Here is a 20,836-nt window from a genome sequence, read left to right as displayed (position 1 = left end):
CCTCCTAGATGTCAGAAGGAGTCCACGAGCGGCCCGGACCGTTGCCTCGATCGGCGAAATCACTCCGCGGCGAAATCACTCCGCGGCGGAATCACTCGGCGGCGGAGTCAGGACGCGGCATCCCCATGCCCTCTCCCCGCCCCGCCGCCTTCTGCCGCGGCAGCCACACCAGCATCAGCACCACCCCGGCGAGCAGCACCCCGGCCCCCGTCCGGAAGACCAGCGCGTATCCCTCGGTCAGTGCCGCCGGTGTCCCGCGGTCGCCCGTGCGCGCAGCGGCGATCGTCGACATCACGGCGAGCCCGAGCGAACCGCCCATCGTGCGCGAGGTGTTGATCAACCCCGACACCAGGCCGGCCTCCCCGGGCGCGGCCCCGGACGTGGCGAGCGCTGCCAGCGGGGTCGCCGTGAGCCCGGCGCCCAGCATCATCAGGATGCCGGGCAGCATGATCTCCGTGAGATACGCCCCCTCGGACGTCATCGCCGACTGCCACACATAGCCGGCCGCCGCGATCAGCGTCCCCAGCGCGGCCAGCCGGCGCGCCCCCAGCGCGGGCAGGAAGCGGGGCGCGAGCTTGGAGCCGAGGATGATCGCCAGGGAGCTCGGCACCAGTGCCAGCCCCGCCTCCAGCGGGGTGTAGCCCAGCACATTCTGTGCGTACAGGGTCATGAAGAACCACATGCAGAACATCGCGGAGCCGTTCAGGAACATCGCCGCGTTCGCCGACGACACCGCCCGCACCCGGAACAGCCCGAGCGGCATCAGCGGGACCGTCGTACGCGCCTCGACGGCCAGGAACCCGGCGATCAGCGTGAGTCCGGCGGCCAGCGGCAGCAGGGTCGCGGGCGACGTCCAGCCCTCGGCCTCGGTCTGCGAGATGCCGTACGCGAGGGTGGCGAGCCCGGCCGTCACCAGGACGGCGCCCGGCAGGTCCAGCCGCCGCCCGCCGCCGTTGCGGCTCTCCGCCAGCCACCTCGTGGAGCCGGCCAGCACCACCGCGCCGACGGGCACGTTGATCAGCAGCACCCACCGCCAGGACAGCCCGTCCACCAGCGCTCCGCCGACCAGACCGCCCGCGGCCCCGCCGCCCGCGCCCACCGCGCTCCAGGTGGCGATGGCCCGCATCCGCGCCGCGCCCTCGGGGACCGCCGAGGTCAGGATGGTCAGCGTGGAGGGCGCCAGCACCGCCGCGCCCAGCCCCTGCACGGCGCGTGCGACCAGGAGTTGCCCGCCCTCCTGCGCCAGCCCGCCGCCCAGCGACGCCAGCGTGAACAGGCCGAGCCCGACCAGGAACATCCGCTTGCGCCCGTACAGGTCGCCGGCCCGCCCGCCGAGCAGCATGAACCCGGCGAAGGCGATGGCGTAGGCGTTGACCACCCACTGCAGCCCCTGCGCGCTCAGCCCCAGGTCGGCCCGCATCGACGGCAACGCCACATTGACGACCGACACGTCCAGCACGACCAGGAACTGGCCCGCGCAGGCGAGGGCCACGACCAGCCATGTGGGGGGTGCGGTGCGACGGGAGGTCCGGGTGACGTCAGCGGTTTCCAGCATGCCTGTCATGCTCTCAACCCCTCAGCGCCCCTTGCATCGGCATTTCGCCCCACGAAATCTTCGGTCGCCGGACCTAGGCCACCCACGGAGCGCCCGAAAGGGGCGGAAGAGCGGCTTGCCGCGTTACGCCGCCCGGAGCAGCGTCACCACCGCCGCCCCGCCCAGCCCGATGTTGTGCGCGAGACCGACCCGCGCCCCGGGGACCTGTCGCTCCCCCGCCGTACCCCGCAGCTGCCAGACCAGCTCGGCGGCCTGGGCGATGCCCGTGGCCCCCAGCGGATGCCCCTTGGAGATGAGCCCGCCGGACGGGTTCACCACCCAGCGCCCGCCGTACGTGGTCGCCCCGGATTCGACGAGCTTGCCCGACTCGCCCTCCCCGCACATCCCGAGCGCCTCGTAGGTCAACAACTCGTTGACGGAGAAGCAGTCGTGCAGCTCGACGACGTCCACGTCCTCGATGCCGAGTCCGGCCCGCTCGTAGACCTGCCGGGCGGCCTCCCGGGACATGGGCTGCCCGACGACGTCGATACAGGAGCCGGACGCGAAGGACTCCTCGGTGTCGGTGGTCATGGCCTGGGCGACGATCTCGACGAGACCGGTGAGGCCGCGCGCGTCGGCGAACCGTTCCGACACCACCACCGCGGCCGCGGCCCCGTCGGACGTCGGCGAGCACTGGAGCTTGGTCAGCGGCCGGTGGACCGTACGGGCCGCGAGGATGTCGGCCACCTCGTACACGTCCTGGAACTGCGTGTACGGGTTGTGCGCGGAGTGCCGGTGGTTCTTGGCGGCGACGGCGGCCAGCTGCGCCTCGGTGGTGCCGTACCGCTCCATGTGCTCGCGGGCCGCGTCACCGAAGATCTGGGCGGTGGGCGGGGTCGCCTCGAAGCCGTGCCGGGCGGCCATGATCCCGTAGTGCCGGGCGACCGGGGAGGTCGAGAAGTCGCCCCCGTCGGCCCCTCCTCCCAGCGCGCCCTTCTTCATCTTCTCGAAGCCCAGTGCCAGGACGCAGTCGGCGGCCCCGCCCTCCACGAGCTGCCGCGCCAGCATCAGCGCGGTCGATCCGGTCGCGCAGTTGTTGTTGACGTTGTAGACCGGGACGCCGGTGAGACCCAGCTCATAGACGGCGCGCTGGCCGGCGGTGGACGGCTGGAAGCAGTAGCCGACGGGAACCTGTTCCACGTCCTCGTAGGTCACTCCGGCATCCGCGAGCGCCGCACTCCCCGCCTCCCGGACCATGTCCCAGTACTGCCAGTACCGGGTCTCGGGCTTCTCGAACTCGGTCATCCCGACCCCGGCCACGTATGCCCTCATGACGCGCGAGACTAGAACACGTTCCATTCCATGACCAGACCTGATGGCCGGTCAGATCTTCATGACCGGGTCAAGGATCAGCGGGAGGCCCGACGCCACGGAATAGTTGCCTGTGCATACGAGGTTTACCCAGCACTTATCCAACGGGAGGCCTCACGCAATGACGCACACGACGAACGACCAGCCCGCCCGGAGAGCGAGCGGGACCGTGGTCCCGGTCCTCGCCTTCGCGGGCATCGTTGTCGCGGTGATGCAGACCCTGCTCGTCCCGGTCATCAAGGACCTGCCGCAACTGCTGGGCACAGCGCCCAGCAACGCCACCTGGGTCCTGACCTCGACACTGCTCTCGGGCGCCGTCGCCACGCCGATCATGGGCCGCCTCGGCGACCTCTACGGCAAGCGGCGGATGCTGATCCTCAGCCTCGCCGTGATGGTGGTCGGCGCCCTGGTCAGCGCCCTCACCAGCACCCTGCTCCCGATGATCGCCGGCCGTACGCTCCAGGGCTTCGCGATGGGCGCCATCCCGCTCGGCATCGGCCTGATGCGGGACATGCTGCCCCGCGAGAAGCTCGGCTCCGCGATGGCCCTGATGAGCTCCTCGATCGGCGTCGGCGGCGGGCTCGCGCTGCCGCTCGCGGCCCTCGTCGCCCAGCACGCCGACTGGCACGCCCTCTTCTACGGCGCCGCCGGCCTCGGTGTCCTCTCCATCGCGCTCACCCTCCTCGTCGTACCGGAGTCCCCGATGCGCGCCGAGGGCTCCTTCGACGTCCTGGGCGCGATCGGCCTCTCCGCCGGCCTGGTCCTCTTCCTGCTGCCCATCACCAAGGGCAGCGACTGGGGCTGGACCTCCGGCACCACGCTCGGCATGTTCGGCGCCGCGGCCGCCGTCCTGGTCCTGTGGGGCGTCTACGAGCTGCGCTCCAAGGCCCCGCTGGTCGACCTGCGCACCACCGCCCGCCCGGCGGTCCTCTTCACCAACCTGGCGTCGATCATGGTCGGTGTCAGCTTCTACGTCGTCTCGCTCGTCCTTCCCCAGCTGCTCCAGCTCCCGAAGGCGACCGGCTACGGCCTCGGTCAGTCGATGGTCGTCGCGGGCCTGCTCGTCGCCCCGCTGGGCCTGACGATGATGGTCACCGCGCCGGTGTACGCCCGTCTTTCCGCCAAGTACGGCCCCAAGACCACCCTGATCCTCGGCATGCTGATCATCGCCGTCGGCTACGGCGCGGGCCTCGGCCTGATGAGCGCGGCCTGGCAGAGCCTGGTCATCTCGGTCGTCCTCGGCGCGGGCATCGGCCTCGCGTACTCGTCCCTGCCCGCGCTGATCGTGGGCGCCGTCCCGGCCTCCGAGACGGGCGCCGCGAACGGCCTCAACACGCTGATGCGCTCCATCGGCACGTCCGTCTCCAGCGCCGTCATCGGCATGGTGCTGGCCAACACCGCGCAGAACGTCGGCGGGGTCGCGATCCCCACCATGCACGGCTTCCGGGTGTCCTTCCTCATCGCGACCGGCGCGGTGGCGATCGGCCTGCTGATGGCCCTGTTCCTGCCGAAGCCCGACCGGGCGCCGCGGCTGCGGGCCAGCAGCGAGGAGGAGGCCGCGCTGGAGCGCGCCGAGCAGGTGCTGCGCGGGTTCCGCGGGCGCGTCCTGGACGCCGAGGGCGCGCCGGTGGCCCGCGCCAAGGTCACGCTGATCGACCGGCGGGGGCGGCAGGCGGGGGCGACGCTGTCGGAGCCGGACGGGACGTATGTGCTGGCGGTGCCTACGGAAGGGGCGTACGTGCTCGCCGCGAGGGCCTCCGGCCATGGACCGTTGGCCTCTGCCGCGACGCACTCCGGTGAGGAGCGGGCAGTGGATGTGGATCTCGCGCTGCCCGGGGAGAGTGTGAGCGCTTGAAGTGCTCTCCCGGCGGAGGCCGGGAGATTCCCTCCTACCTTGCGGTGGCGGGCTTGACGTCGCAGGGACGCCTGACGACTGCCCTCCCGGCAGCCGGGACGAGCGCGTGGCCCATCCGGTACAGGTGCAAGACGTTCCGTGCGGCGTTGTGGTCAGCGTTATCGGACCATCCGCAGTCTTCGTTCTTGCATACGAACACGGCCTGGGACTCGCGGTTGCCCGGTGTGGTGAAGCCGCACATGGAGCAGCGCCGGGAGGTACCGGGGGCGGGAACCTTGTATAGAACGCCGCCATGGCGGTCGGCCTTGTACGTCAGCATCGTCACGGTGCGTCCCCACGCCTCCTGACTGATGGAGCGGTTTAGGCCGGATTTCTGGGCGACGTTCTTCCCCGGGTTCTCGGTGGTGCCTCTGGCACTCTTGACCATGTTCGGGATGTGGAGTCTTTCCACCACGATCACGCCGTAGGTGCGGGCAAGGTGGGTGGTGGTCCGGTGCTGCCAGTCACTCGCCCTGCGCTTGGCTGTCGTGCGGAGGCTTGCGATCTGATCGTAGGTCCGCCTCAGTCGGTTGGAGGTTGTCCTGCCCGACTGGCGGAAGCTCTTGCGGTGCGCGGCCCGCTGTTCCAGGCGGAGCAGTTTGGCCTTTTCATCTGAGTTGAGCCACTTGTCCCGGTCAGCGGTGCCGTCGGGGAGGCGGACGGGGCGACCGTGGTCCTGATGGTGGCCGTCCGACAGGGCCAGGGGGATGTTGACTCCGGCGTCGATGCCGACCTCGGGACCGGAGTGAGGCTCGGGGACGGTGGCGAGGACCTGGACACGAAAGGCGATGTGCCAGCCGAGCGCGTCCTTGACCAGTCGGGCGCCGGTGATCTTGTTGTCGGTGCCGGCGGCCCTGCCGATGGGGAGATCTTTGGTCCAGCGAAAACGGACACGGCCAACCTTCGGGATGCTGACCATGCCCCAGCGGCGGTGCACGCGTGCGATCCGAAGGTCGCGGACCTGCGGGACGTCCACGCTCATCACAGTGCGGCAACGAGCCTTGAAGTTCGGTGCTTCGGCACGACCCTCCCAGCAGTTCTTCCACGCCTGCAAGTAGATCTTCAGCACCGCCTGGGCAGCCTGGGCGGGAAGGGTCGCGAGCCAGTCGATGTCTTTTCGGGCCTGGCGGATCGCGGCGTCCGCCGCGGCAAAGGTGCGCTTACCCTTCGGCAACATCGTCCACCAGTCGTGCAGGAGATTTCACGTCGTACGGGCGGCGTGCGCCTGCGCGTCGATGAGCCGGATCTGTGCAGGGGTAAGTGCCAGCCGGGCGCGGTGCCCCAACTGCCGCTTCTCCTGTGCACGTTCCGTTGCCACGCGATAAATCTAGCTTTCGGTGTGCGCCACCGCGCTGGAATCCGAATCCCGATGGACGCACCGGCGGCCACGTCGTCTGCGATCAAGGGCAGAGCGCGTGGTAACGGCCGTAGGGCGACCCACCCGCCGTCGTGGCTTGTCGCGCCCACGCGGCGGAGCCGCATATAGATACAGCCCCGCGCCCCTTTCGGGGCGCTGTACGCACCCTCGGTCGAAGTTGTGGCCGGGGGTGCGGCAGCATGGGGAGCCGTTGATGTCGTACGACCGGGAGGAACCCCATGGCCGCGGCGCCCAAGCCGGAGATCCTGGCCGCTTTCGAGGCGGCGAAGGGGTTCATGCCCGTCGACGAGGGGCTGGCGCTGTACGCGGCCGCGGTCGAGGCGGGCGCGCTCGGTCTGCCGCTGCTGGAGGTCGGCACCTACTGCGGCCGTTCCACCGTCCTGCTCGCCGACGCCGCCCGGCAGGCCGGGGTGACGGCCCTGACCGTCGACCACCACCGCGGCAGCGAGGAGCAGCAGCCCGGCTGGGACTACCACGACCCGGAGACGGTCGACCCGGAGATCGGCCTGATGGACACGCTGCCGACGTTCCGGCGCACCCTGCACCGGGCCGGTCTGGAGGAGCACGTGGTCGCCCTGGTGGGGCGCTCCCCGCAGATCGCGAAGTTCTGGGGCACCCCGCTCGGCCTGGTCTTCGTCGACGGCGGTCACACCGACGAGCACGCCACCGCCGACTACGAGGGCTGGGCCCCGCACGTCGCCGAGGGCGGACTGCTCCTCATCCACGACGTCTTCCCGGACCCCAAGGACGAGTTCACCGGCCAGGCCCCGTACCGCGTCTACCTCCGGGCCCTCGAGTCCGGCGCGTTCACCGAGGTCTCGGTGACCGACTCCCTGCGCGTCCTGCGGCGAACGGGAGCGGGGATCTGAGGGCGCCGTCGGACCCGGCCCGGCTACGGACCTTAAGCGCGCACCCTCGCGAGGATCGATCGCGTCTGACACGCCCTGCCGCGCCGTCCAGCATCTAACCGGCTGCGTACGCCTTACGGCACTCCGACTGGACGATGGCCAACGTGTCGGTGGCGAGCTGCTGGTCCTCCGGAGACAGCACAGGCGAGGAAGCGTACGCGGAGTCCACGCTGCCCTGCTGCTGGGCAAGGCCGGCGGCCAGGCGCTGCAGGGTGTTGAGGCTGTCGGCCAGCCGGTTCCACCGGCCGTCCTTGGCCGCCGCCGCTGCCGCGCTGTCGGCGCTCTGGTTCAACGCGTCCGACAGCCCTGACCAGTCCGTGTCTCCCGCAGGAGTGGGGGCGCTGGTCGGACTGATGCCGTGGCCTGCGTCGATGCTGGTACAGGCCTGGCGAGCGTCGTAGCGGGCGTCACCGGTGTCGCTGCTGCCGCAGCCGACGAGAAGAGCTGCGGCGACTATCGAGGCAGCTACGGCGATGGTGCGCATGGTCTCCCCAGGATCGTGTGTCAAGAAAGCATCATGAGCTGTCCCGCGACGCCGAAGAGGTTGCGTATCCATGCTGTGACCTCGCGAAAGGTCCCGTGGTCACGGTGGCGGGCGTTGCGCACACCGGGTCGTCGGCGATCGCGTCGACAGCCTTGTCGAATCCCTTCTCTGCGGCATCGCCGCAGGCGTTGTCGCCGCTTGCGAAATCGACGCTGTCGGACACATCGTTGGTCTGGGCCGCTGTCGGCGATCCACAAGTGGGAGGTGCTCGTGCGCGGGAGCAGCGACCGTTTCGCACTCGCTGTGGACACCATGGGGGCCCGCTAGGGTGGCAGACGTGTCGTACGTAGGCCCGGACTTCGATCCACCGCAGCCCCGCCGCCCCCGTCGCGGCCCCCTGACCGTCGCTCTCGCCGCGCTCGTGCCCGGCGCGCTGCTCGGCTGGCTCGTCTACGACACCGTCGGCGGGTCAGGCGGCGGAGGCGGGTCGGACGGGGCGACGGTACGGGCGGCCACCAGCGCGGCGTCCAGCGCCGCGGCCTCCCCCACGTCCTCCGCGTCCACGAGCGACGACGCCAAACAGCCCGGCACGCCGAGTCCGACGCCGACGCTCGCCGATCCGACCACCTCCGCGCCCGCCGCCTCCGGCCCCCTCAAGGGCAAGGTCGTCGTCATCGACCCGGGCCACAACCCGGGCAACTTCCAGCACACCGCCGAGATCAACCGCAAGGTGAACATCGGCACGAACTGGAAGGAGTGCGACACGACGGGCACCTCCACCAACGCGGGTTACACGGAGGCCCAGTTCACCCTGGACGTCTCGCACCGGCTGAAGGCGCTGCTGGAGCGGCAGGGCGCGACCGTGAAGCTGACCCACGACAACGGCTCCCCGTCCTGGGGGCCTTGCGTCGACGGCCGGGCCCGGATCGGCAACGACGCCCATGCCGACGCCGCGATCTCGATCCACGCCGACGGCTCCGCGGCCGGCAACCGCGGCTTCCACGTCATCCTCCCGGGCGCCGTGCACTCGGGCGCCGCCGACACCCGCCCGATCGTCGCCCGCTCGGCCTCGCTGGGCGAGCGCGTCGCGGGCAACTTCGTCCGCGTGACGGGAGAACCCGCCTCCAACTACATCGGCGACGGCACCGGCCTCGTCACGCGTAAGGATCTCGGCGGTCTCAATCTGTCAACGGTTCCCAAGGTGTTCATCGAGTGCGGCAACATGCGCGATAGCAAGGACGCGGCACTGCTCACCAGCGGAGCCTGGCGGCAGAAGGCGGCGCAGGGAATCTCTGAGGGAATCGTGAGTTTCCTGCGCTCTTCGTGATCGGCGGGCGGATCCCTGCGGACACCCTGGTCGGGCGGGCGATAAGGTCTACCGACGACGAGACGACTGACGAAGGACCTGCAGTGAATATCCGCTCCCTCAACCGAGGCGACGGCGTGGTGATCGGGGCAGCGGTGTTGCTGTTCATCGCGTCGTTCCTCCACCTCTACTCTGTCGACGGCCTGAGCAGCTACAACGTGACGGCGTGGGACAACCTCGGCAACGGGCTCGGCCTCTACATGGGCGGAGTCGTCGGCGCCGCGCTGATCGTCGTCAACCGATGCCTGCCGCAGCCCCGCAAGGTGGCCGGCCTGGACCTCGGCACGGTCGGCACGGCGTTCGCGGTCCTCGTCGTGTGGATCCTGTTCTGGACGATGGTGGACGTCCCGGACCCCGCCAGCCCTTCCGCGGGCATCATCCTCGGCTTCATCGCCGCGCTCGTCATGGCCGGTGCCGCCATCGCCACCCCCCTCGTCCCCGCCCTGCAGGCCGCGCTCATCCCGGCGCCCAAGCCGCAGGCTCCGCAGCCGTACGGCGCCCAGCCTCCCGGTGGCTACGGCTACCCGGGTGCGCAGCAGCCGCAGTACGGCGGCCAGCCGCAGCCGGGTCAGCCCTACGGCGCCCAGCCGCAGCCCGCGCAGGGGCAGCCGCAGCCGGCCGGCGGGGAGTTCTCGCCGTTCTGGTTCGCCGTTCCGGTGCCGCGGCCGCTGTTCGCGGAGGACGGTTCGCCGACGCCGATCGCCGAACTCGCGCCGGGCACCTGGTACCTGGCCGTCGAGCAGCGCGGTCCGGGCCTGGTCGCCCAGACCCAGGACGGACGTCGTGGCGTGCTGCAGGACACCTCGGGGATCCAGCGCGGCTGACCTTCCCCCTCCCGCTTCACGGCCGGCCCCTCGCCCTTCCGGGTGGGGGGCCGTTGCCGTACAGTCGCCTCCCGCAGTGCGACTACTGACGGACCGTCAGATCGGTGAGGGAGGCGCGTCATGCGACTGGGGCTCGCGCTCGGCTACTGGGGCCGTGGTCCCGACGCCGGTCATGTGCCGCTCGCGCAGGAGGCCGAGCGGCTCGGCTACGACTCCGTGTGGACCGCCGAGTCGTGGGGGTCCGACGCCTTCACGCCGCTGACCTGGATCGCCGCCCGCACGTCGAGGATCAGGCTGGGTACGGCCGTCGCGCAGATGGCCGCCCGGTCGCCGACGACCACCGCGATGCACGCGCTCACCCTCGACCATCTCTCCGGCGGGCGCGTGATGCTGGGGCTCGGCCTGTCGGGGCCGCAGGTGGTGGAGGGCTGGTACGGGCGGCCGTTCCCCAAGTCGCCGCTCACCGCCACCCGGGAGTACGTGGACGTCGTACGGCAGGTGCTGCGGCGCGAGGCGCCGGTTTCCCTGGAGGGGCGGTTCCACTCCCATCCGTACCGGGGCGCGGACGGCACCGGCCTCGGGAAGGCGCTGAAGCCGATCACTCATCCGCTCCGGGCCGGCCTGCCCGTCCTCCTCGGTGCCGAGGGGCCGAAGAACGTCGAGCAGACGACCCGTATCGCCGACGGGTGGCTGCCGTTGTACTGGTCGCCGAGCCGCCCCGACGTCTACGGCCCCTCCCTCGCGCAGCTCCCGCCCGGGTTCCTCGTCGCGCCCATGGCCCAGGTCCGGGTCTGCGACGACGTGCGCGAGGGCCTGCTGCCGGTGAAGACCATGCTCGGCTTCTACATCGGCGGTATGGGGCACGCCACCCGTAACTTCCACGCCGATCTGATGGCGCGGATGGGGTACGAGGAGGAGGCGCGGCGGGTGCAGGAGCTGTTCCTGCGGGGGCGGCGCGAGGAGGCGGTGCTGGCCGTGCCGGACGCCTTCGCCGACGAGATCTCCCTCGTCGGCCCACGCGAACGCATCGCCGAGCGGCTGGAGTTGTGGCGCAAGGGCCCGGTGACGGACCTGCTGGCGCTGGCCCCCGACCCCCATACGCTCCGGGTGCTGGCGGAGCTCAACTCGTAGGCTCAGTAGGGCTCAGTAGGCCTGGAGTTCCACCAGCGTGCCGTCCGGGGTCCTCAGGTGCGCGGTGCGCAGGCCGGGGCCCCACTCGGGGCGGTCCTGGGGTTCGGCGACGACGGTGGCGCCGTGGCCGCCGAGCCGGCGCGTGGCGTCGTCGACGTCGGGGACCCGCAGGACGAGCATCGCGGCGTCCTGGGCGGGCGGTGCGGAGGGCAGGTTCTCGGTGCCGACGACCTGGGCGACGGCCTTGCGGCCGAACAGGACGAGGACGGCCTGTCCGTCCAGGTCCCAGTTGGCGTACCCGGCGTCGGGGAGCACCTTCACGGGCTCGATGCCGAGGAGGTCGCGGAGGGCTTCGGTCCAGAAGTGGGCCGCGGTGTCGAAGTCCTCGACGAGCAGCCGGGGGTAGAGAGCGTCCACGGCGTTCATCGTACCGACCGGGTTTCATCCCCGAAGTCGCGGCAATCCGGAAAGCATGTCTCGATATAGCAGCGGCAATCGGGCCGGCACGGTCGTGGCGATCGTCGCCGACATCATGGCCCTCATCCTGGGGCTGTGGATCCTGATGTACCTGTTGGACGCCAACCGGGCCAATGACCTGGTGCAGTTCGTCCACAATGCGGCCAACTGGCTGGCCGGCTGGTCGCGTGACCTGTTCACGTTCGACAAGGCGTGGGCCCGTGTGGTGGCGGGCTACGGACTGGCGGCGGTGGTCTACCTGTTCGTCGGTCACGCGATCGCCGGACGGCTGCAGCGCCACTGAGGCGCGGCAGCGGCGCTGAGGCCCCGGCAGGGACGCCGGGGCCTCAGCGCACTTCAGATGGGCCCTGGGGCGTGTGTCGAAAGTCCCGCCTGCCCCGCGACGCCTGGCACGCGCCCTAGTCGCAGCAGTCGGGGTCCAGGCCCCTCGGCAGGTTCTCCCCGCCGAACACCGTGCAGGTGGCGTCGTGGCCGCCGAGGGCGGCGACCGCGAGCAGGAGCGAGCCGGCCGTCCAGGTGGTCAGCTCCTGCGGCCAGATCGCCTCGTCCTCGAAGACGTAACCCGTCCAGTACAGGCCGCTCTCGGCGTCCCGCAGGTGCTGGATCGACTTCAGCAGGGCCAGCGCGCGGTCCGATTCGCCCATCGCCCAGAGGGTGAGGGCGAGTTCGGCCGACTCGCCGCCCGTGACCCACGGGTTGGGGACGACGCAGCGCACGCCGAGGCCGGGCACGACGAAGCGGTCCCACCCTTCCTCGATACGGGACTTGGCCTCCGCGCCGGTCAACGCGCCGCCCAGCACCGGGTAGTACCAGTCCATCGAGTAGCGGTCCTTGTCGAGGAACCGCTCCGGGTGCCGGCGGATCGCGTGCCGCAGCGCGCCCACCGCCAACTCCCAGTCCGGCTGCGGTTCCTCACGCTGCTCGGCGATGGCGAGCGCGCAGCGCAGGGCGTGGTGGACGGAGGAGGAGCCGGTCAGCAGCGCGTCGGTCGTGAAGCTTCCGTCGTCCTCGCCCTTCCAGCCGATCTGCCCGCCGGGCTGCTGCAGCCGCAGGACGTACTCGATCGCCGCGCAGACGGCGGGCCACATGCGGTCCAGGAAGGTGTCGTCGCCGGTGGAGAGGTAGTGGTGCCACACCCCCACCGCGATGTAGGCGACGAAGTTCGTCTCCCGGCCGCGGTCGGTGACGTCGGCGAAGTCGCCGTCGGCGTAGGCCGCGTACCAGGAGCCGTCCTCGTTCTGGTGCCGGGCGAGCCACTCGTAGGCCCGCTCGGCGGCCTCGTGCTCGCCGGCGGTGTCGAGCGCCATCGCGGCCTCGGTGTGGTCCCAGGGGTCCAGGTGGTGGCCCCGGAACCACGGGATCGCACCGTCCTCCCGCTGTACGGCGAGGATGCCGGCGACGGTCGCGGCGGCCTGCCCGGCGGTGAGGACCCCGGGCAGGACGAGGTGTTCTGTCCGGGGGGTGGTCACTTGGCGTCCACCGCCGGGAGGTGGGGCTTGGTCGCGTAGGCCACGAAGCTCTTGCCGATCAGCGGGTTCAGCGCCTGCTCGGCGACCCGGGTGGCCAGCGGTTTCTTCATGATGTCCCAGACCAGCAGCTTGTGGTACGCCCGCACGGGCAGCGCCTTGTCGTTGTCGACGCCGAACGCGCACTTCAGCCACCAGTAGGGGCTGTGCAGGGCGTGGGCGTGGTGCGTGCCGTAGGGCTTGAGGCCGGCTTCCTCGATCTTGGCGATCAGTTCGTCCGCCTTGTAGATGCGGATGTGGCCGCCCTCGACCTCGTGGTAGGCGTCGGACAGGGTCCAGCAGACCTTCTCGGGCCCGTAGCGCGGGACGGTGATGGCGATACGGCCGCCGGGCCTCAACACCCTCACCATCTCGGCGAGTACGCCCTTGTCGTCCGGGATGTGCTCCATCACCTCGGAGATGATGACGACGTCGAAGGACTCGTCCGGGAAGGGCAGCGCGAGGGCGTCGCCCTCCATGGCGGTGGCGGTGGCGCCCTCGGGTGCCTCGCCGGCCTCCTTCATCGCCGCGAACCACTTCGCGACCTCGCGGATCTCCTCGCCGTTCTGGTCGAGCGCCACGACCTGGGCGCCGCGCCGGTAGCACTCGAACGCGTGCCGGCCGGCACCGCAGCCGAGGTCCAGGACGCGGTCGCCCGGGGCGAGCGGGAACCGGGAGAAGTCGACGGTCAGCACGTGGCCCTGCTTTCGGAATAGACGCCGGTGTCGGGTGTGGGGGGCGTGGACTCGACGCCCTGCGCGGCCGCGGTGCGGCCGGGAAGCCTGCCGGAGGACCCGGCGATCGCCTCGCGGTAGCGGGCCACGGTGCCTTCCGCGGCCCGCGCCCAGGTGAAGTGCCGCAGCACCCGCTCCCGGCCCGCCCGGCCGAGGCGTGTCCGCAGTTCCGCGTCGCCCAGCAGCCGGCTCAGCCCGGCGGCCAGCGCACCCGCGTCGCCCGGCGGCACCGCGAGGCAGGTCTCGCCGTCGGTTCCGGCGACCTCCGGGATCGCCCCGCCGGTCGTGGCGACGAGCGGTGTCCCGGTGGCCATGGCCTCGGCGGCCGGCAGGGAGAAGCCCTCGTAGAGGGACGGCACGCAGGCGACCTCCGCCGAGCGGACCAGGTCGACCAGTTCGGCGTCCGAGATGCCCTTGACGAAGTCGACGGCGCCTTCGAGGCCGTAGCGCTCGATCGCCTGCGCGACGGGCCCCTCGGTGGGCCGCTTGCCGACGACGACCAGGTGGGCGCCGGCGTGCTCGGTGCGCACCTTCGCCAGGGCCTCGACGAGGAAGACCAGGCCCTTGAGGGGGACGTCCGCGCTGGACGTCGTCACGATCCGGCCCGGGACGACGGGGACCGACGCGTCCGGCGAGAACAGGTCGGTGTCGGCGCCGATGTGGACCACGTGGATACGGTCCTCGCGGACGCCGAGGTGGTCGACGATCTCGGCGCGGGAGGTGCCGGAGACGGTGAGCACGGACGGCAGCCGGCGCGCGACGCGCTTCTGCATGCGGGTGAAGGCGTACCAGCGGCGCTTGGACATCCGCTGCTGCCAGTTCTCGGCGGCGTCCAGCTCCAACTGCCGGTCGACGGTGATGGGGTGGTGGATGGTGGTGACGAGGGGGGCGCCCACGTCCCCCAACAGGCCGTATCCCAGGGTCTGGTTGTCGTGCACGACGTCGAACTCGCCGCGCCGGGCGCGCAGATGGCGGCGGGCGCGCAGGGAGAAGGTGAGCGGTTCGGGGAAGCCGCCGGTCCACATCGTGGCGACCTCGAGGGCGTCGATCCAGTCGCGGTACTCGTCGCGCGCCGGGGTGCGGAAGGGGTCGGGCGAGCGGTAGAGGTCGAGGCTCGGCAGCTCGGTCAGGGTCAGTCCGTCGTAGCCCTCGTCGAGGACGGGGTACGGCTGGCTGCCGATGACCTCGACGCGGTGGCCGAGGCGGGCCAGCTCGCGGGAGAGGTGGCGGACGTAGACGCCCTGTCCGCCGCAGAACGGGTTCCCTTTATAGGTGAGGAGCGCGATGTCGAGCGGTCGCCCGCCGTCGGCGGCCAGGTCCTCCTGGGGACCGGCCTGACTGGCCTCAGCGGTCACTCTGGGCCCCCTTCTGCATGCATTGTCCCGCGAGATTACGCCGGGACGCTAATCTAGAACAAGTTTCAGACTTGATCGTCCAGGAGGCTCTGAATCTACCGGCAGGTAAGGGCACTGTGAGCAGTGGATCAGGTGATTCGCGCCACGGCCGAGCCCTTGCCGTGCCCGGTCCGATCACCAGCCCTCACCGAGTGTCACGGAACGGGACCCATGCCTGCGGAAGCCAAGCCAGACGCCACCGCGCGGACGTCCTCCTCGCCCCTCACCGAGCGGCAGGAGGCCCGTCGTCGGCGCATCCTGCACGCGAGCGCGCAGCTCGCCAGCCGGGGCGGTTTCGACGCCGTGCAGATGCGGGAGGTCGCCGAGTCCTCCCAGGTGGCCCTGGGCACGCTGTACCGCTACTTCCCGTCCAAGATCCATCTGCTGGTCGCCACGATGCAGGACCAGCTGGAGCACATGCACGGCACGCTGCGGAAGAAGCCGCCGCAGGGCGAGACGGCCGCCGAGCGGGTCGCGGAGACCCTGATGCGGGCCTTCCGCGCGCTGCAGCGCGAGCCGCACCTGGCCGACGCCATGGTCCGCGCGCTCACCTTCGCCGACCGCAGCGTCTCGCCGGAGGTCGACCAGGTCTCCCGTCAGACGACGGTGATCATCCTGGACGCGATGGGGCAGGCCGACCCGACGCCCGAACAGCTCTCCGCGGTCCGGGTCATCGAGCACACCTGGCACTCGGCGCTGATCACCTGGCTCTCGGGCCGGGCGTCGATCGCCCAGGTGAAGATCGACATCGAGACGGTGTGCCGCCTGATCGACCTGACCGATCCGCACCAGGAGCCGTAGGGCCCGCGCCATCGGCCCTCATGCGGCCATTCCCCGGCGGGAATTGGCGGCGGACACCGCTCGCCGCAGGATCGATGCGAAGCGAACCGGTCGGCGAGGAGAGGCACATGAGGGAGATCGATCCACAGGATCTGGCCCGGCGCTACATCGCGCAGTGGAACGTGGCGGACGCCGCCGAACGGCGCGCGGCGATCGAGGGGCTGTGGGCGCGGGACGGCGTCCACATCCTCCAGCCGCCGGTGGAGATCCGGGAGATCGCGGCGGGGCTGGGCTTCGGTCACAGCACCCTGGAGGCCCACGGTCACGACGCCATCGAGAACCGGGTGGCCCGCAGCCACGAACGGTTCGTCGAGAAGGAGGGGTTCACCTTCCGGGCCCGTGGCGACGCCGTACGGCTGCGCGAGACGGTCAAGTTGGGCTGGGAGGCGGTGTCCACCGCGACCGGGGACGTGATGGGCGGCGGCCTGGACGTCCTCGTACTCGACGACGACGGCCTGATCCGCACCGACTACATGTTCCCGGGCGCCTGAGCGGCCGCCCGGCGCAACGCGTCGGCGGTCGCCGGGTCGGCCGGCAGGAACGCCTCCAGCTTCAGCTCGGCGAGCGTCACGTCGACGGCCGTCGCGAAGGTCGTGACGGTCGTCATCAGGCGCAGTTCGCCGTACGACGACGCCAGACGCAACGGCACCGCGAAGCCGAGCTGACCCGCCGACGGCTCCAACTCCGGTACGTATGAAGCCAGTTCGGCGCGCAGCTCCGGCAGGTGGTCGAGCCGTACCAGGATGTGCCGTGCCCATTCGGCGAGGTTGCGGATGCGGGGAGCGAGTCCGTCGGGGTGCAGCGCGAGACGGTAGGCGTTGGCCCCCGGGGCCACCAGCTCGGCGGCCGCTCCCTCGGTGATCAGGCCGAACGCGCCGTTGGCCGCGACCAGGTCACCGCGCCGGTCCACCACGACCGCCGGATACGGCTCGTGTCCGCGCAGGATGTGCTCGATCGCGGCACGGGCGGGGGCCAGCACGGGGTCGTCGAGCGAGCTCTCCGCGTAGGCGGGCGCGTACCCGGCGGCGAGCAGCAGTTCGTTGCGCTCCCGCAGCGGCAGTTCCAGCGACTCGGCCAGCCGTACGACCATGTTCCGCCCGGGCACGGACCTGCCGGACTCGATGAAGCTGAGGTGCCGCTGGGTGGTGCCCGCCTTCAGCGCCAGGTCGAGCTGGCTGATACGACGGCGGGTCCGGCGTTCGCGCAGGGCGCTGGGGAAGTCCACGGCCCCGTTGTACCCGGGGCGCGGGACACCGGGCCATTCCCCGCGGGGAATTGTCGCCGTGTCCCGCCGGGCGTGAGCATCTGCGGCATGGACATCGGCGTACTGCTTCCGACCTCGACCGCGCAGTGGGGCGCGGACGGCGACCCGCGCGAGCTGATCGCCTTCGGCCGCCGGGCCGAGGACCTGGGGTTCTCCTCGCTCTTCGTCAACGACTCCCTGATCAGCCCCCGCATCGAGGCGCTGACCATGCTGGCCGCGCTCGCGCCGGTGACCGGGGCGGTGACCCTGGGGACGGCCGCGCTGCTGCCGTTCCTGCGCCGGCCGGTCCAGGCGGCGCAGTCCCTGGCCTCGGTCGACCTGCTGTCCGGCGGCCGGCTCGTCGTGACCGTCGGCGCGGGCTTCCCCGGCCGCTTCGGGCGCCCCCTCTACGACCTGTCCGAGGTGCCCTGGCCCCGCCGCTTCGCCCGCCTCGACGAAACCGTCGCGCTGTGGCGGGCGGTGTGGAACGGCGCCGACTCCTTCCACGGCGACCTGATCCACGTCACCGGCATCCCACCCGCCACCCGTCCGTCGCGGCCCGGCGGGCCGCCCGTCTGGCTCGGCGGCGCGGCACCCGCGGCGCTGGATCGCACCGGCCGCCTGTACGACGGCTGGCTGCCCTACCCGCCCGACCCGGCCGACTACGCGTCCGGCCTCGCCGCCGTCCACCGGGCCGCGGCCGGCGCCGGACGGACGGCCGGGGACGTCACCCCGGCGCTCTTCGTCACGGTCCACGTCGGCGCGGACGCCTCCGGCGGCCGCCACGCCCTGGAGGACTACGCCCGGACCGTGTACGGCATGCCGCTCGAGGAGCTGGAGAAGATCCAGGCGCTCGTCGCGGGCCCCACCGAGCACGTCGCCCGCCAACTGGAGCGGTACGTGACCGCCGGCGCCCGCCACCTCGTCCTCCGGCTCGCCACCCTCGACCTGCGCTCCCAGCGCGAGCAGCTGGAACGGGTGGCGGAACTCGTCCCCGCCCTGCGCGGGCAGGCGGCCTTCACGGCACGGGGCTGAAGGCCCGCGGGGGTGTGCCGGGGGGCGTGGGGGGGGCGTTGGGGGGGTGTGCGAGGGGCTGTTCGAGAACCCCGTCCGGACCCTCACCCGAAGCCTCAGCCGACCGGCGCCAGCCCACTCCAACTGCGTCCGACAGCCGCTTCCTCCGCCCATCGCGCGAGCAGCTTCCGCGCGTCCTCCTCCGGGGCCGCCAGGGACACCGTCTGGGCGCCCGCCGGGACGCTCCGCTCCTGCTGATGGGTGCCCTCGCTGCAGCAGGCGCAGAGCATGCGGACGCTGCTCGCGGGTTCGGCGCCGTAGCCGTGCTCGCCGAACAGCTCCAGCAGGGCCCGCAGATCGTCCGGCTCGCCGGCCGCCACGGTGACCTCCAGGGTGGGCAGCTCGGAGGCCTCGAACAGCAGCAGCTCGTCGAAGACGGGGTAGGTCGTGCCGTCGACGATCCGCTCCCCCTTGGGCTCACCGTCGTGCACGACGATCTCGCCGTACCGCCGACCGCCCGTGACGGGCACGTTGACCACCCGTCCCCGCGTCGGGCACAGCCGCTCGATCCACACGACCTCGCGCTCGCCGCCGGTGTCGAGCCGGACGCACGCGTGCCCGAAGGAACCCGTGATCTCGCCCTCGCCGTCCGGGAGTTCGATGCCGAAACCGGCCCAGGCGTCGCGGGCGGTCGCCCAGTCGCGCTGGATCGTCGCCGCGATGCCGAGGTTCCAGTAGGCGGGATCGCCCTCGCCGCGCGGGGCACGGGCGGCGGCCTCGCGCCCGAGCTCGTACGCCTTCGCCCAGTTGCGCAGGAACTTGTGGGCGAGCGCGGCGTCGTACCACCACACCGCGCTCGGCCCGACGTCCGGGAACTGGCCGAGCACCCGCTCGTAGAGGTCCGCGGCGCGCAGCCACTCCCCGGCCTCCCACGCCTCGCCCGCCTGTCGGATCAGCTCCTTGGCCTCGGCCTTGCGCACGTGTCCCGCCCCGCTCGTTGATCGTTCCTACGACGACCGCTGGAGCGTAACCCTCACTCCTCGGGCGGGAACACCGCCTCCCCGCTCCCTGTCAGCGTGATCACGATGGCCTCCACCGGACAATTCTCCGCGGCCTCCAGCACCCGCTCGTTGGCGTCCGTCTCCGGCTCCACCGGATGGGACTGCATCGCGGAGTCCAGCCGGAAGGCGCCCTCGGCCCGGTGGACGCACTGGGCCGAGCCGATGCACACGGAACGGTCGACCTCGACGTGCCAGCGGTCCCCCATGAGCGCTCAGCCCTCCCAGCCGGCCGGCAGGTGGATCATCTTGTGCTCCAGGTACTCCCCGTAGCCCTCGGGCCCGAACTCCCGCCCCAGACCGCTGTTCTTGTAGCCGCCGAACGGGCCCAGCATGTCGAGGCTGAAGGTGTTCACCGAGTACGTCCCCGTCCGCACCTGCCGTGCCACCTCGATGCCGTGGCCGACGTCCGCCGTCCACACGCTGCCGCTCAGTCCGTAGTCCGAGTCGTTGGCGATCTTCAGGGCCTCGGACTCGTCGCCGTAGGGCAGCAGGCAGATGACCGGGCCGAAGATCTCCTCCCGCGCGATCCGCATCGAGTTGTCGACGTCGCCGAAGAGCGTGGGCTCCACGTACCAGCCCCGCTCCAGGCCCGCCGGACGCCCGCCGCCCGTGAGGATCTTGGCGCCCTCCTCCTGGCCGATGCGGATGTAGTCGAGGTTGCGGCGCTGCTGGCGCTGCGCGACGAGCGGGCCGACCTGGGTCGCCGGGTCGAGCGGATCGCCGACCACGAGGGCGCCGGCCGCGGCGGAGAACGCCTCGGCGAACTCGTCGTAGCGGGAGCGCGGCACCAGGATGCGGGTCTGGGCCACGCACGCCTGGCCGTTGTTCATCCAGGCCGCCGGTACGACCCCCGCGACCGTGGTCGCCACGTCCGCGTCCGGCAGCACGACGGCCGCCGACTTGCCGCCCAACTCCAGCGTCACGCGGGTGAGGTTGCGCGCGGCGACCTCCATCACGCGCTTGCCGGCGGCGACCGATCCGGTGAAGGAGACCTTGTCGATCCCGGGATGCCCGACCAGGTACTCGCTGACCTCCCGGTCGGCGGGCAGCACGGACAGCACGCCCTCCGGCAGCCCGGCCTCCTTGGTGATCTCCGCCAGGATGTACGCGTCCAGCGGCGACTCGGGCGACGGTTTGAGGATCACCGAGCAGCCGGTGAGCAGGGCGGGCGCGAGCTTGGCCGCCGCCACGAACTGCGGGACGTTCCAGGGCACGACGGCCGCCACGACCCCGACCGGTTCGCGCCGCACGAGGATCTTCCCGAGCACGCCGTCGCGCCGCTCCTCGTAGGTGAAGTCCCGGGCGACCGTGATCGCCGCGTCCCACACCATCATCGCGCCGAGGGCCTGCGCGAGGACGCTCCAGGAGTACGGCGACCCGTTCTCGGACGAGATCACGCGGGCGATCTCCTCGTGCCGTACGGCGATCGCGTCCTTGATCCGCGTGACCACCGCGATCCGCTCGTCCAACGACATCCGCGGCCAGGGCCCCTCGTCGAAGGCCCGGCGCGCCACGACCACCGCCCGGTCGACGTCCTCCCGCGAGGCGTGCGGCACCCGCCCGATGACCTCCTCGGTGTGCGGCGAGATCACCTCGATGACGTCCTTGCCCAGGGGATCGGTCAGTTCCCCTCCGATGAACAGCTGTCCGTGTTCCAAGAGCTCGGCCATCACCACTG

The 20,836-nt window shown here is 71.5% G+C and carries 21 protein-coding genes; 9 read left to right on the top strand and 12 right to left on the bottom strand.

Features of this window, described 5'->3' with window-relative positions:
* Window positions 1–91 precede the first annotated feature (91 nt).
* Together M8J74_RS14195 and M8J74_RS14190 are read right to left on the bottom strand one after the other, a co-directional pair.
* Window positions 92–1,555, bottom strand: coding sequence for an MFS transporter (locus tag M8J74_RS14195; protein WP_249836731.1), 1,464 nt, complete (start codon window positions 1,553–1,555; stop codon window positions 92–94).
* Between the two features lie 123 nt (window positions 1,556–1,678).
* Window positions 1,679–2,866: a lipid-transfer protein gene (locus M8J74_RS14190; RefSeq protein ID WP_249836730.1), complete on the bottom strand. Its 1,188-nt coding sequence runs from the start codon at window positions 2,864–2,866 to the stop codon at window positions 1,679–1,681.
* 160 nt (window positions 2,867–3,026) lie between these two features.
* Here M8J74_RS14190 and M8J74_RS14185 point away from each other — a divergent pair, with 160 nt between their 5' ends.
* Complete coding sequence (locus M8J74_RS14185) at window positions 3,027–4,760, top strand: MFS transporter (RefSeq protein WP_249836729.1); 1,734 nt, start codon at window positions 3,027–3,029, stop codon at window positions 4,758–4,760.
* Window positions 4,761–4,794: 34 nt separating this feature from the next.
* Here M8J74_RS14185 and M8J74_RS14180 read toward each other — a convergent pair whose 3' ends face one another.
* Window positions 4,795–5,976: an RNA-guided endonuclease InsQ/TnpB family protein gene (locus M8J74_RS14180; RefSeq protein ID WP_249836728.1), complete on the bottom strand. Its 1,182-nt coding sequence runs from the start codon at window positions 5,974–5,976 to the stop codon at window positions 4,795–4,797.
* 419 nt (window positions 5,977–6,395) lie between these two features.
* On the opposite strand from M8J74_RS14180, the gene M8J74_RS14175 reads away from it, so the two are divergent.
* A complete protein-coding gene (locus M8J74_RS14175; RefSeq protein ID WP_249836727.1) occupies window positions 6,396–7,046 on the top strand; it encodes a class I SAM-dependent methyltransferase in 651 nt (216 codons plus the stop codon).
* Between the two features lie 94 nt (window positions 7,047–7,140).
* On the opposite strand, the gene M8J74_RS14170 is transcribed toward M8J74_RS14175, so the two are convergent.
* Complete coding sequence (locus tag M8J74_RS14170) at window positions 7,141–7,593, bottom strand: hypothetical protein (protein WP_249836726.1); 453 nt, start codon at window positions 7,591–7,593, stop codon at window positions 7,141–7,143.
* A 313-nt stretch (window positions 7,594–7,906) separates the two neighbouring features.
* Between M8J74_RS14170 and M8J74_RS14165 the strand changes: the two genes are divergently transcribed.
* The 3 genes from M8J74_RS14165 to M8J74_RS14155 all read left to right on the top strand — a co-directional run bounded on the left by M8J74_RS14165 (window position 7,907) and on the right by M8J74_RS14155 (window position 10,890).
* A complete protein-coding gene (locus M8J74_RS14165) occupies window positions 7,907–8,896 on the top strand; it encodes an N-acetylmuramoyl-L-alanine amidase (protein ID WP_249836725.1) in 990 nt (329 codons plus the stop codon).
* Between the two features lie 83 nt (window positions 8,897–8,979).
* Window positions 8,980–9,759 carry a DUF5336 domain-containing protein gene (locus M8J74_RS14160; RefSeq protein ID WP_249836724.1) on the top strand — a complete coding sequence of 260 codons (780 nt, stop codon included), beginning with the start codon at window positions 8,980–8,982 and terminating at the stop codon, window positions 9,757–9,759.
* Between the two features lie 120 nt (window positions 9,760–9,879).
* Window positions 9,880–10,890, top strand: a complete 1,011-nt coding sequence (locus M8J74_RS14155) for an LLM class F420-dependent oxidoreductase (protein WP_249836723.1) — start codon at window positions 9,880–9,882, stop codon at window positions 10,888–10,890.
* Between the two features lie 12 nt (window positions 10,891–10,902).
* On the opposite strand, the gene M8J74_RS14150 is transcribed toward M8J74_RS14155, so the two are convergent.
* On the bottom strand, window positions 10,903–11,316 hold the full coding sequence (locus M8J74_RS14150) for a VOC family protein (RefSeq protein WP_249836722.1): 414 nt from the start codon (window positions 11,314–11,316) through the stop codon (window positions 10,903–10,905).
* Between the two features lie 46 nt (window positions 11,317–11,362).
* Here M8J74_RS14150 and M8J74_RS14145 point away from each other — a divergent pair, with 46 nt between their 5' ends.
* Complete coding sequence (locus M8J74_RS14145) at window positions 11,363–11,650, top strand: hypothetical protein (RefSeq protein WP_200698593.1); 288 nt, start codon at window positions 11,363–11,365, stop codon at window positions 11,648–11,650.
* A 115-nt stretch (window positions 11,651–11,765) separates the two neighbouring features.
* On the opposite strand, the gene M8J74_RS14140 is transcribed toward M8J74_RS14145, so the two are convergent.
* From M8J74_RS14140 to M8J74_RS14130, 3 genes are read right to left on the bottom strand one after another with little or no spacing between them, the layout of a single operon-like run.
* A complete protein-coding gene (locus tag M8J74_RS14140) occupies window positions 11,766–12,836 on the bottom strand; it encodes a prenyltransferase/squalene oxidase repeat-containing protein (RefSeq protein WP_249836721.1) in 1,071 nt (356 codons plus the stop codon).
* On the bottom strand, window positions 12,833–13,567 hold the full coding sequence (locus M8J74_RS14135; protein ID WP_058925602.1) for a class I SAM-dependent methyltransferase: 735 nt from the start codon (window positions 13,565–13,567) through the stop codon (window positions 12,833–12,835). The genes M8J74_RS14140 and M8J74_RS14135 overlap by 4 nt, the downstream gene beginning before the upstream one ends.
* Window positions 13,561–14,961: a glycosyltransferase family 4 protein gene (locus M8J74_RS14130; protein ID WP_249836720.1), complete on the bottom strand. Its 1,401-nt coding sequence runs from the start codon at window positions 14,959–14,961 to the stop codon at window positions 13,561–13,563. Before M8J74_RS14130 ends, M8J74_RS14135 begins: the two co-directional genes overlap by 7 nt.
* A gap of 210 nt (window positions 14,962–15,171) precedes the next feature.
* Here M8J74_RS14130 and M8J74_RS14125 point away from each other — a divergent pair, with 210 nt between their 5' ends.
* Both M8J74_RS14125 and M8J74_RS14120 read left to right on the top strand, forming a co-directional pair.
* Window positions 15,172–15,801: a TetR family transcriptional regulator gene (locus tag M8J74_RS14125; RefSeq protein ID WP_249836719.1), complete on the top strand. Its 630-nt coding sequence runs from the start codon at window positions 15,172–15,174 to the stop codon at window positions 15,799–15,801.
* A gap of 107 nt (window positions 15,802–15,908) precedes the next feature.
* Window positions 15,909–16,331, top strand: coding sequence for a hypothetical protein (locus M8J74_RS14120; protein ID WP_249836718.1), 423 nt, complete (start codon window positions 15,909–15,911; stop codon window positions 16,329–16,331).
* Here the strand turns inward: M8J74_RS14120 and M8J74_RS14115 are convergent.
* A complete protein-coding gene (locus M8J74_RS14115; RefSeq protein WP_249836717.1) occupies window positions 16,310–17,065 on the bottom strand; it encodes a helix-turn-helix domain-containing protein in 756 nt (251 codons plus the stop codon). The two genes, M8J74_RS14120 and M8J74_RS14115, sit on opposite strands and share 22 nt — an antisense overlap.
* 87 nt (window positions 17,066–17,152) lie before the next feature.
* Between M8J74_RS14115 and M8J74_RS14110 the strand changes: the two genes are divergently transcribed.
* Entirely contained in the window at window positions 17,153–18,118 is a 966-nt protein-coding gene (locus tag M8J74_RS14110; protein WP_249836716.1) for an LLM class flavin-dependent oxidoreductase, read from the top strand.
* Window positions 18,119–18,213: 95 nt separating this feature from the next.
* Here the strand turns inward: M8J74_RS14110 and M8J74_RS14105 are convergent, their stop codons facing one another.
* The 3 genes from M8J74_RS14105 to M8J74_RS14095 are packed head-to-tail and all read right to left on the bottom strand — an operon-like array spanning window position 18,214 to window position 20,828.
* A complete protein-coding gene (locus M8J74_RS14105; RefSeq protein ID WP_249836715.1) occupies window positions 18,214–19,077 on the bottom strand; it encodes a tetratricopeptide repeat protein in 864 nt (287 codons plus the stop codon).
* A gap of 53 nt (window positions 19,078–19,130) precedes the next feature.
* On the bottom strand, window positions 19,131–19,364 hold the full coding sequence (locus M8J74_RS14100; protein ID WP_058925597.1) for a ferredoxin: 234 nt from the start codon (window positions 19,362–19,364) through the stop codon (window positions 19,131–19,133).
* 6 nt (window positions 19,365–19,370) lie between these two features.
* The gene (locus M8J74_RS14095; protein ID WP_249836714.1) at window positions 19,371–20,828 is read right to left on the bottom strand and encodes an aldehyde dehydrogenase; all 1,458 of its coding nucleotides are present in this window, start codon (window positions 20,826–20,828) and stop codon (window positions 19,371–19,373) included.
* Window positions 20,829–20,836 lie beyond the last annotated feature (8 nt).

Origin of the sequence: Streptomyces panaciradicis (assembly GCF_023516615.1) — a bacterium.
Taxonomy (GTDB): domain Bacteria; phylum Actinomycetota; class Actinomycetes; order Streptomycetales; family Streptomycetaceae; genus Streptomyces; species Streptomyces panaciradicis.
The sequence above is the reverse complement of the archived record's forward strand: the minus strand, read 5'-3'. Positions and strand labels throughout refer to the sequence as shown.

Bases quoted from the DNA above. Each gene is read 5' to 3' on its own strand.
- M8J74_RS14195 (WP_249836731.1), bottom strand. From the start codon at position 1,555: ATGCTGGAAACCGCTGACGTCACCCGGACCTCCCGTCGCACCGCACCC.
- M8J74_RS14190 (WP_249836730.1), bottom strand. From the start codon at position 2,866: ATGAGGGCATACGTGGCCGGGGTCGGGATGACCGAGTTCGAGAAGCCC.
- M8J74_RS14185 (WP_249836729.1), top strand. From the start codon at position 3,027: ATGACGCACACGACGAACGACCAGCCCGCCCGGAGAGCGAGCGGGACC.
- M8J74_RS14180 (WP_249836728.1), bottom strand. From the start codon at position 5,976: ATGTTGCCGAAGGGTAAGCGCACCTTTGCCGCGGCGGACGCCGCGATC.
- M8J74_RS14175 (WP_249836727.1), top strand. From the start codon at position 6,396: ATGGCCGCGGCGCCCAAGCCGGAGATCCTGGCCGCTTTCGAGGCGGCG.
- M8J74_RS14155 (WP_249836723.1), top strand. From the start codon at position 9,880: ATGCGACTGGGGCTCGCGCTCGGCTACTGGGGCCGTGGTCCCGACGCC.
- M8J74_RS14150 (WP_249836722.1), bottom strand. From the start codon at position 11,316: ATGAACGCCGTGGACGCTCTCTACCCCCGGCTGCTCGTCGAGGACTTC.
- M8J74_RS14145 (WP_200698593.1), top strand. From the start codon at position 11,363: ATGTCTCGATATAGCAGCGGCAATCGGGCCGGCACGGTCGTGGCGATC.
- M8J74_RS14125 (WP_249836719.1), top strand. From the start codon at position 15,172: ATGCCTGCGGAAGCCAAGCCAGACGCCACCGCGCGGACGTCCTCCTCG.
- M8J74_RS14120 (WP_249836718.1), top strand. From the start codon at position 15,909: ATGAGGGAGATCGATCCACAGGATCTGGCCCGGCGCTACATCGCGCAG.
- M8J74_RS14110 (WP_249836716.1), top strand. From the start codon at position 17,153: ATGGACATCGGCGTACTGCTTCCGACCTCGACCGCGCAGTGGGGCGCG.
- M8J74_RS14100 (WP_058925597.1), bottom strand. From the start codon at position 19,364: ATGGGGGACCGCTGGCACGTCGAGGTCGACCGTTCCGTGTGCATCGGC.
- M8J74_RS14095 (WP_249836714.1), bottom strand. From the start codon at position 20,828: ATGGCCGAGCTCTTGGAACACGGACAGCTGTTCATCGGAGGGGAACTG.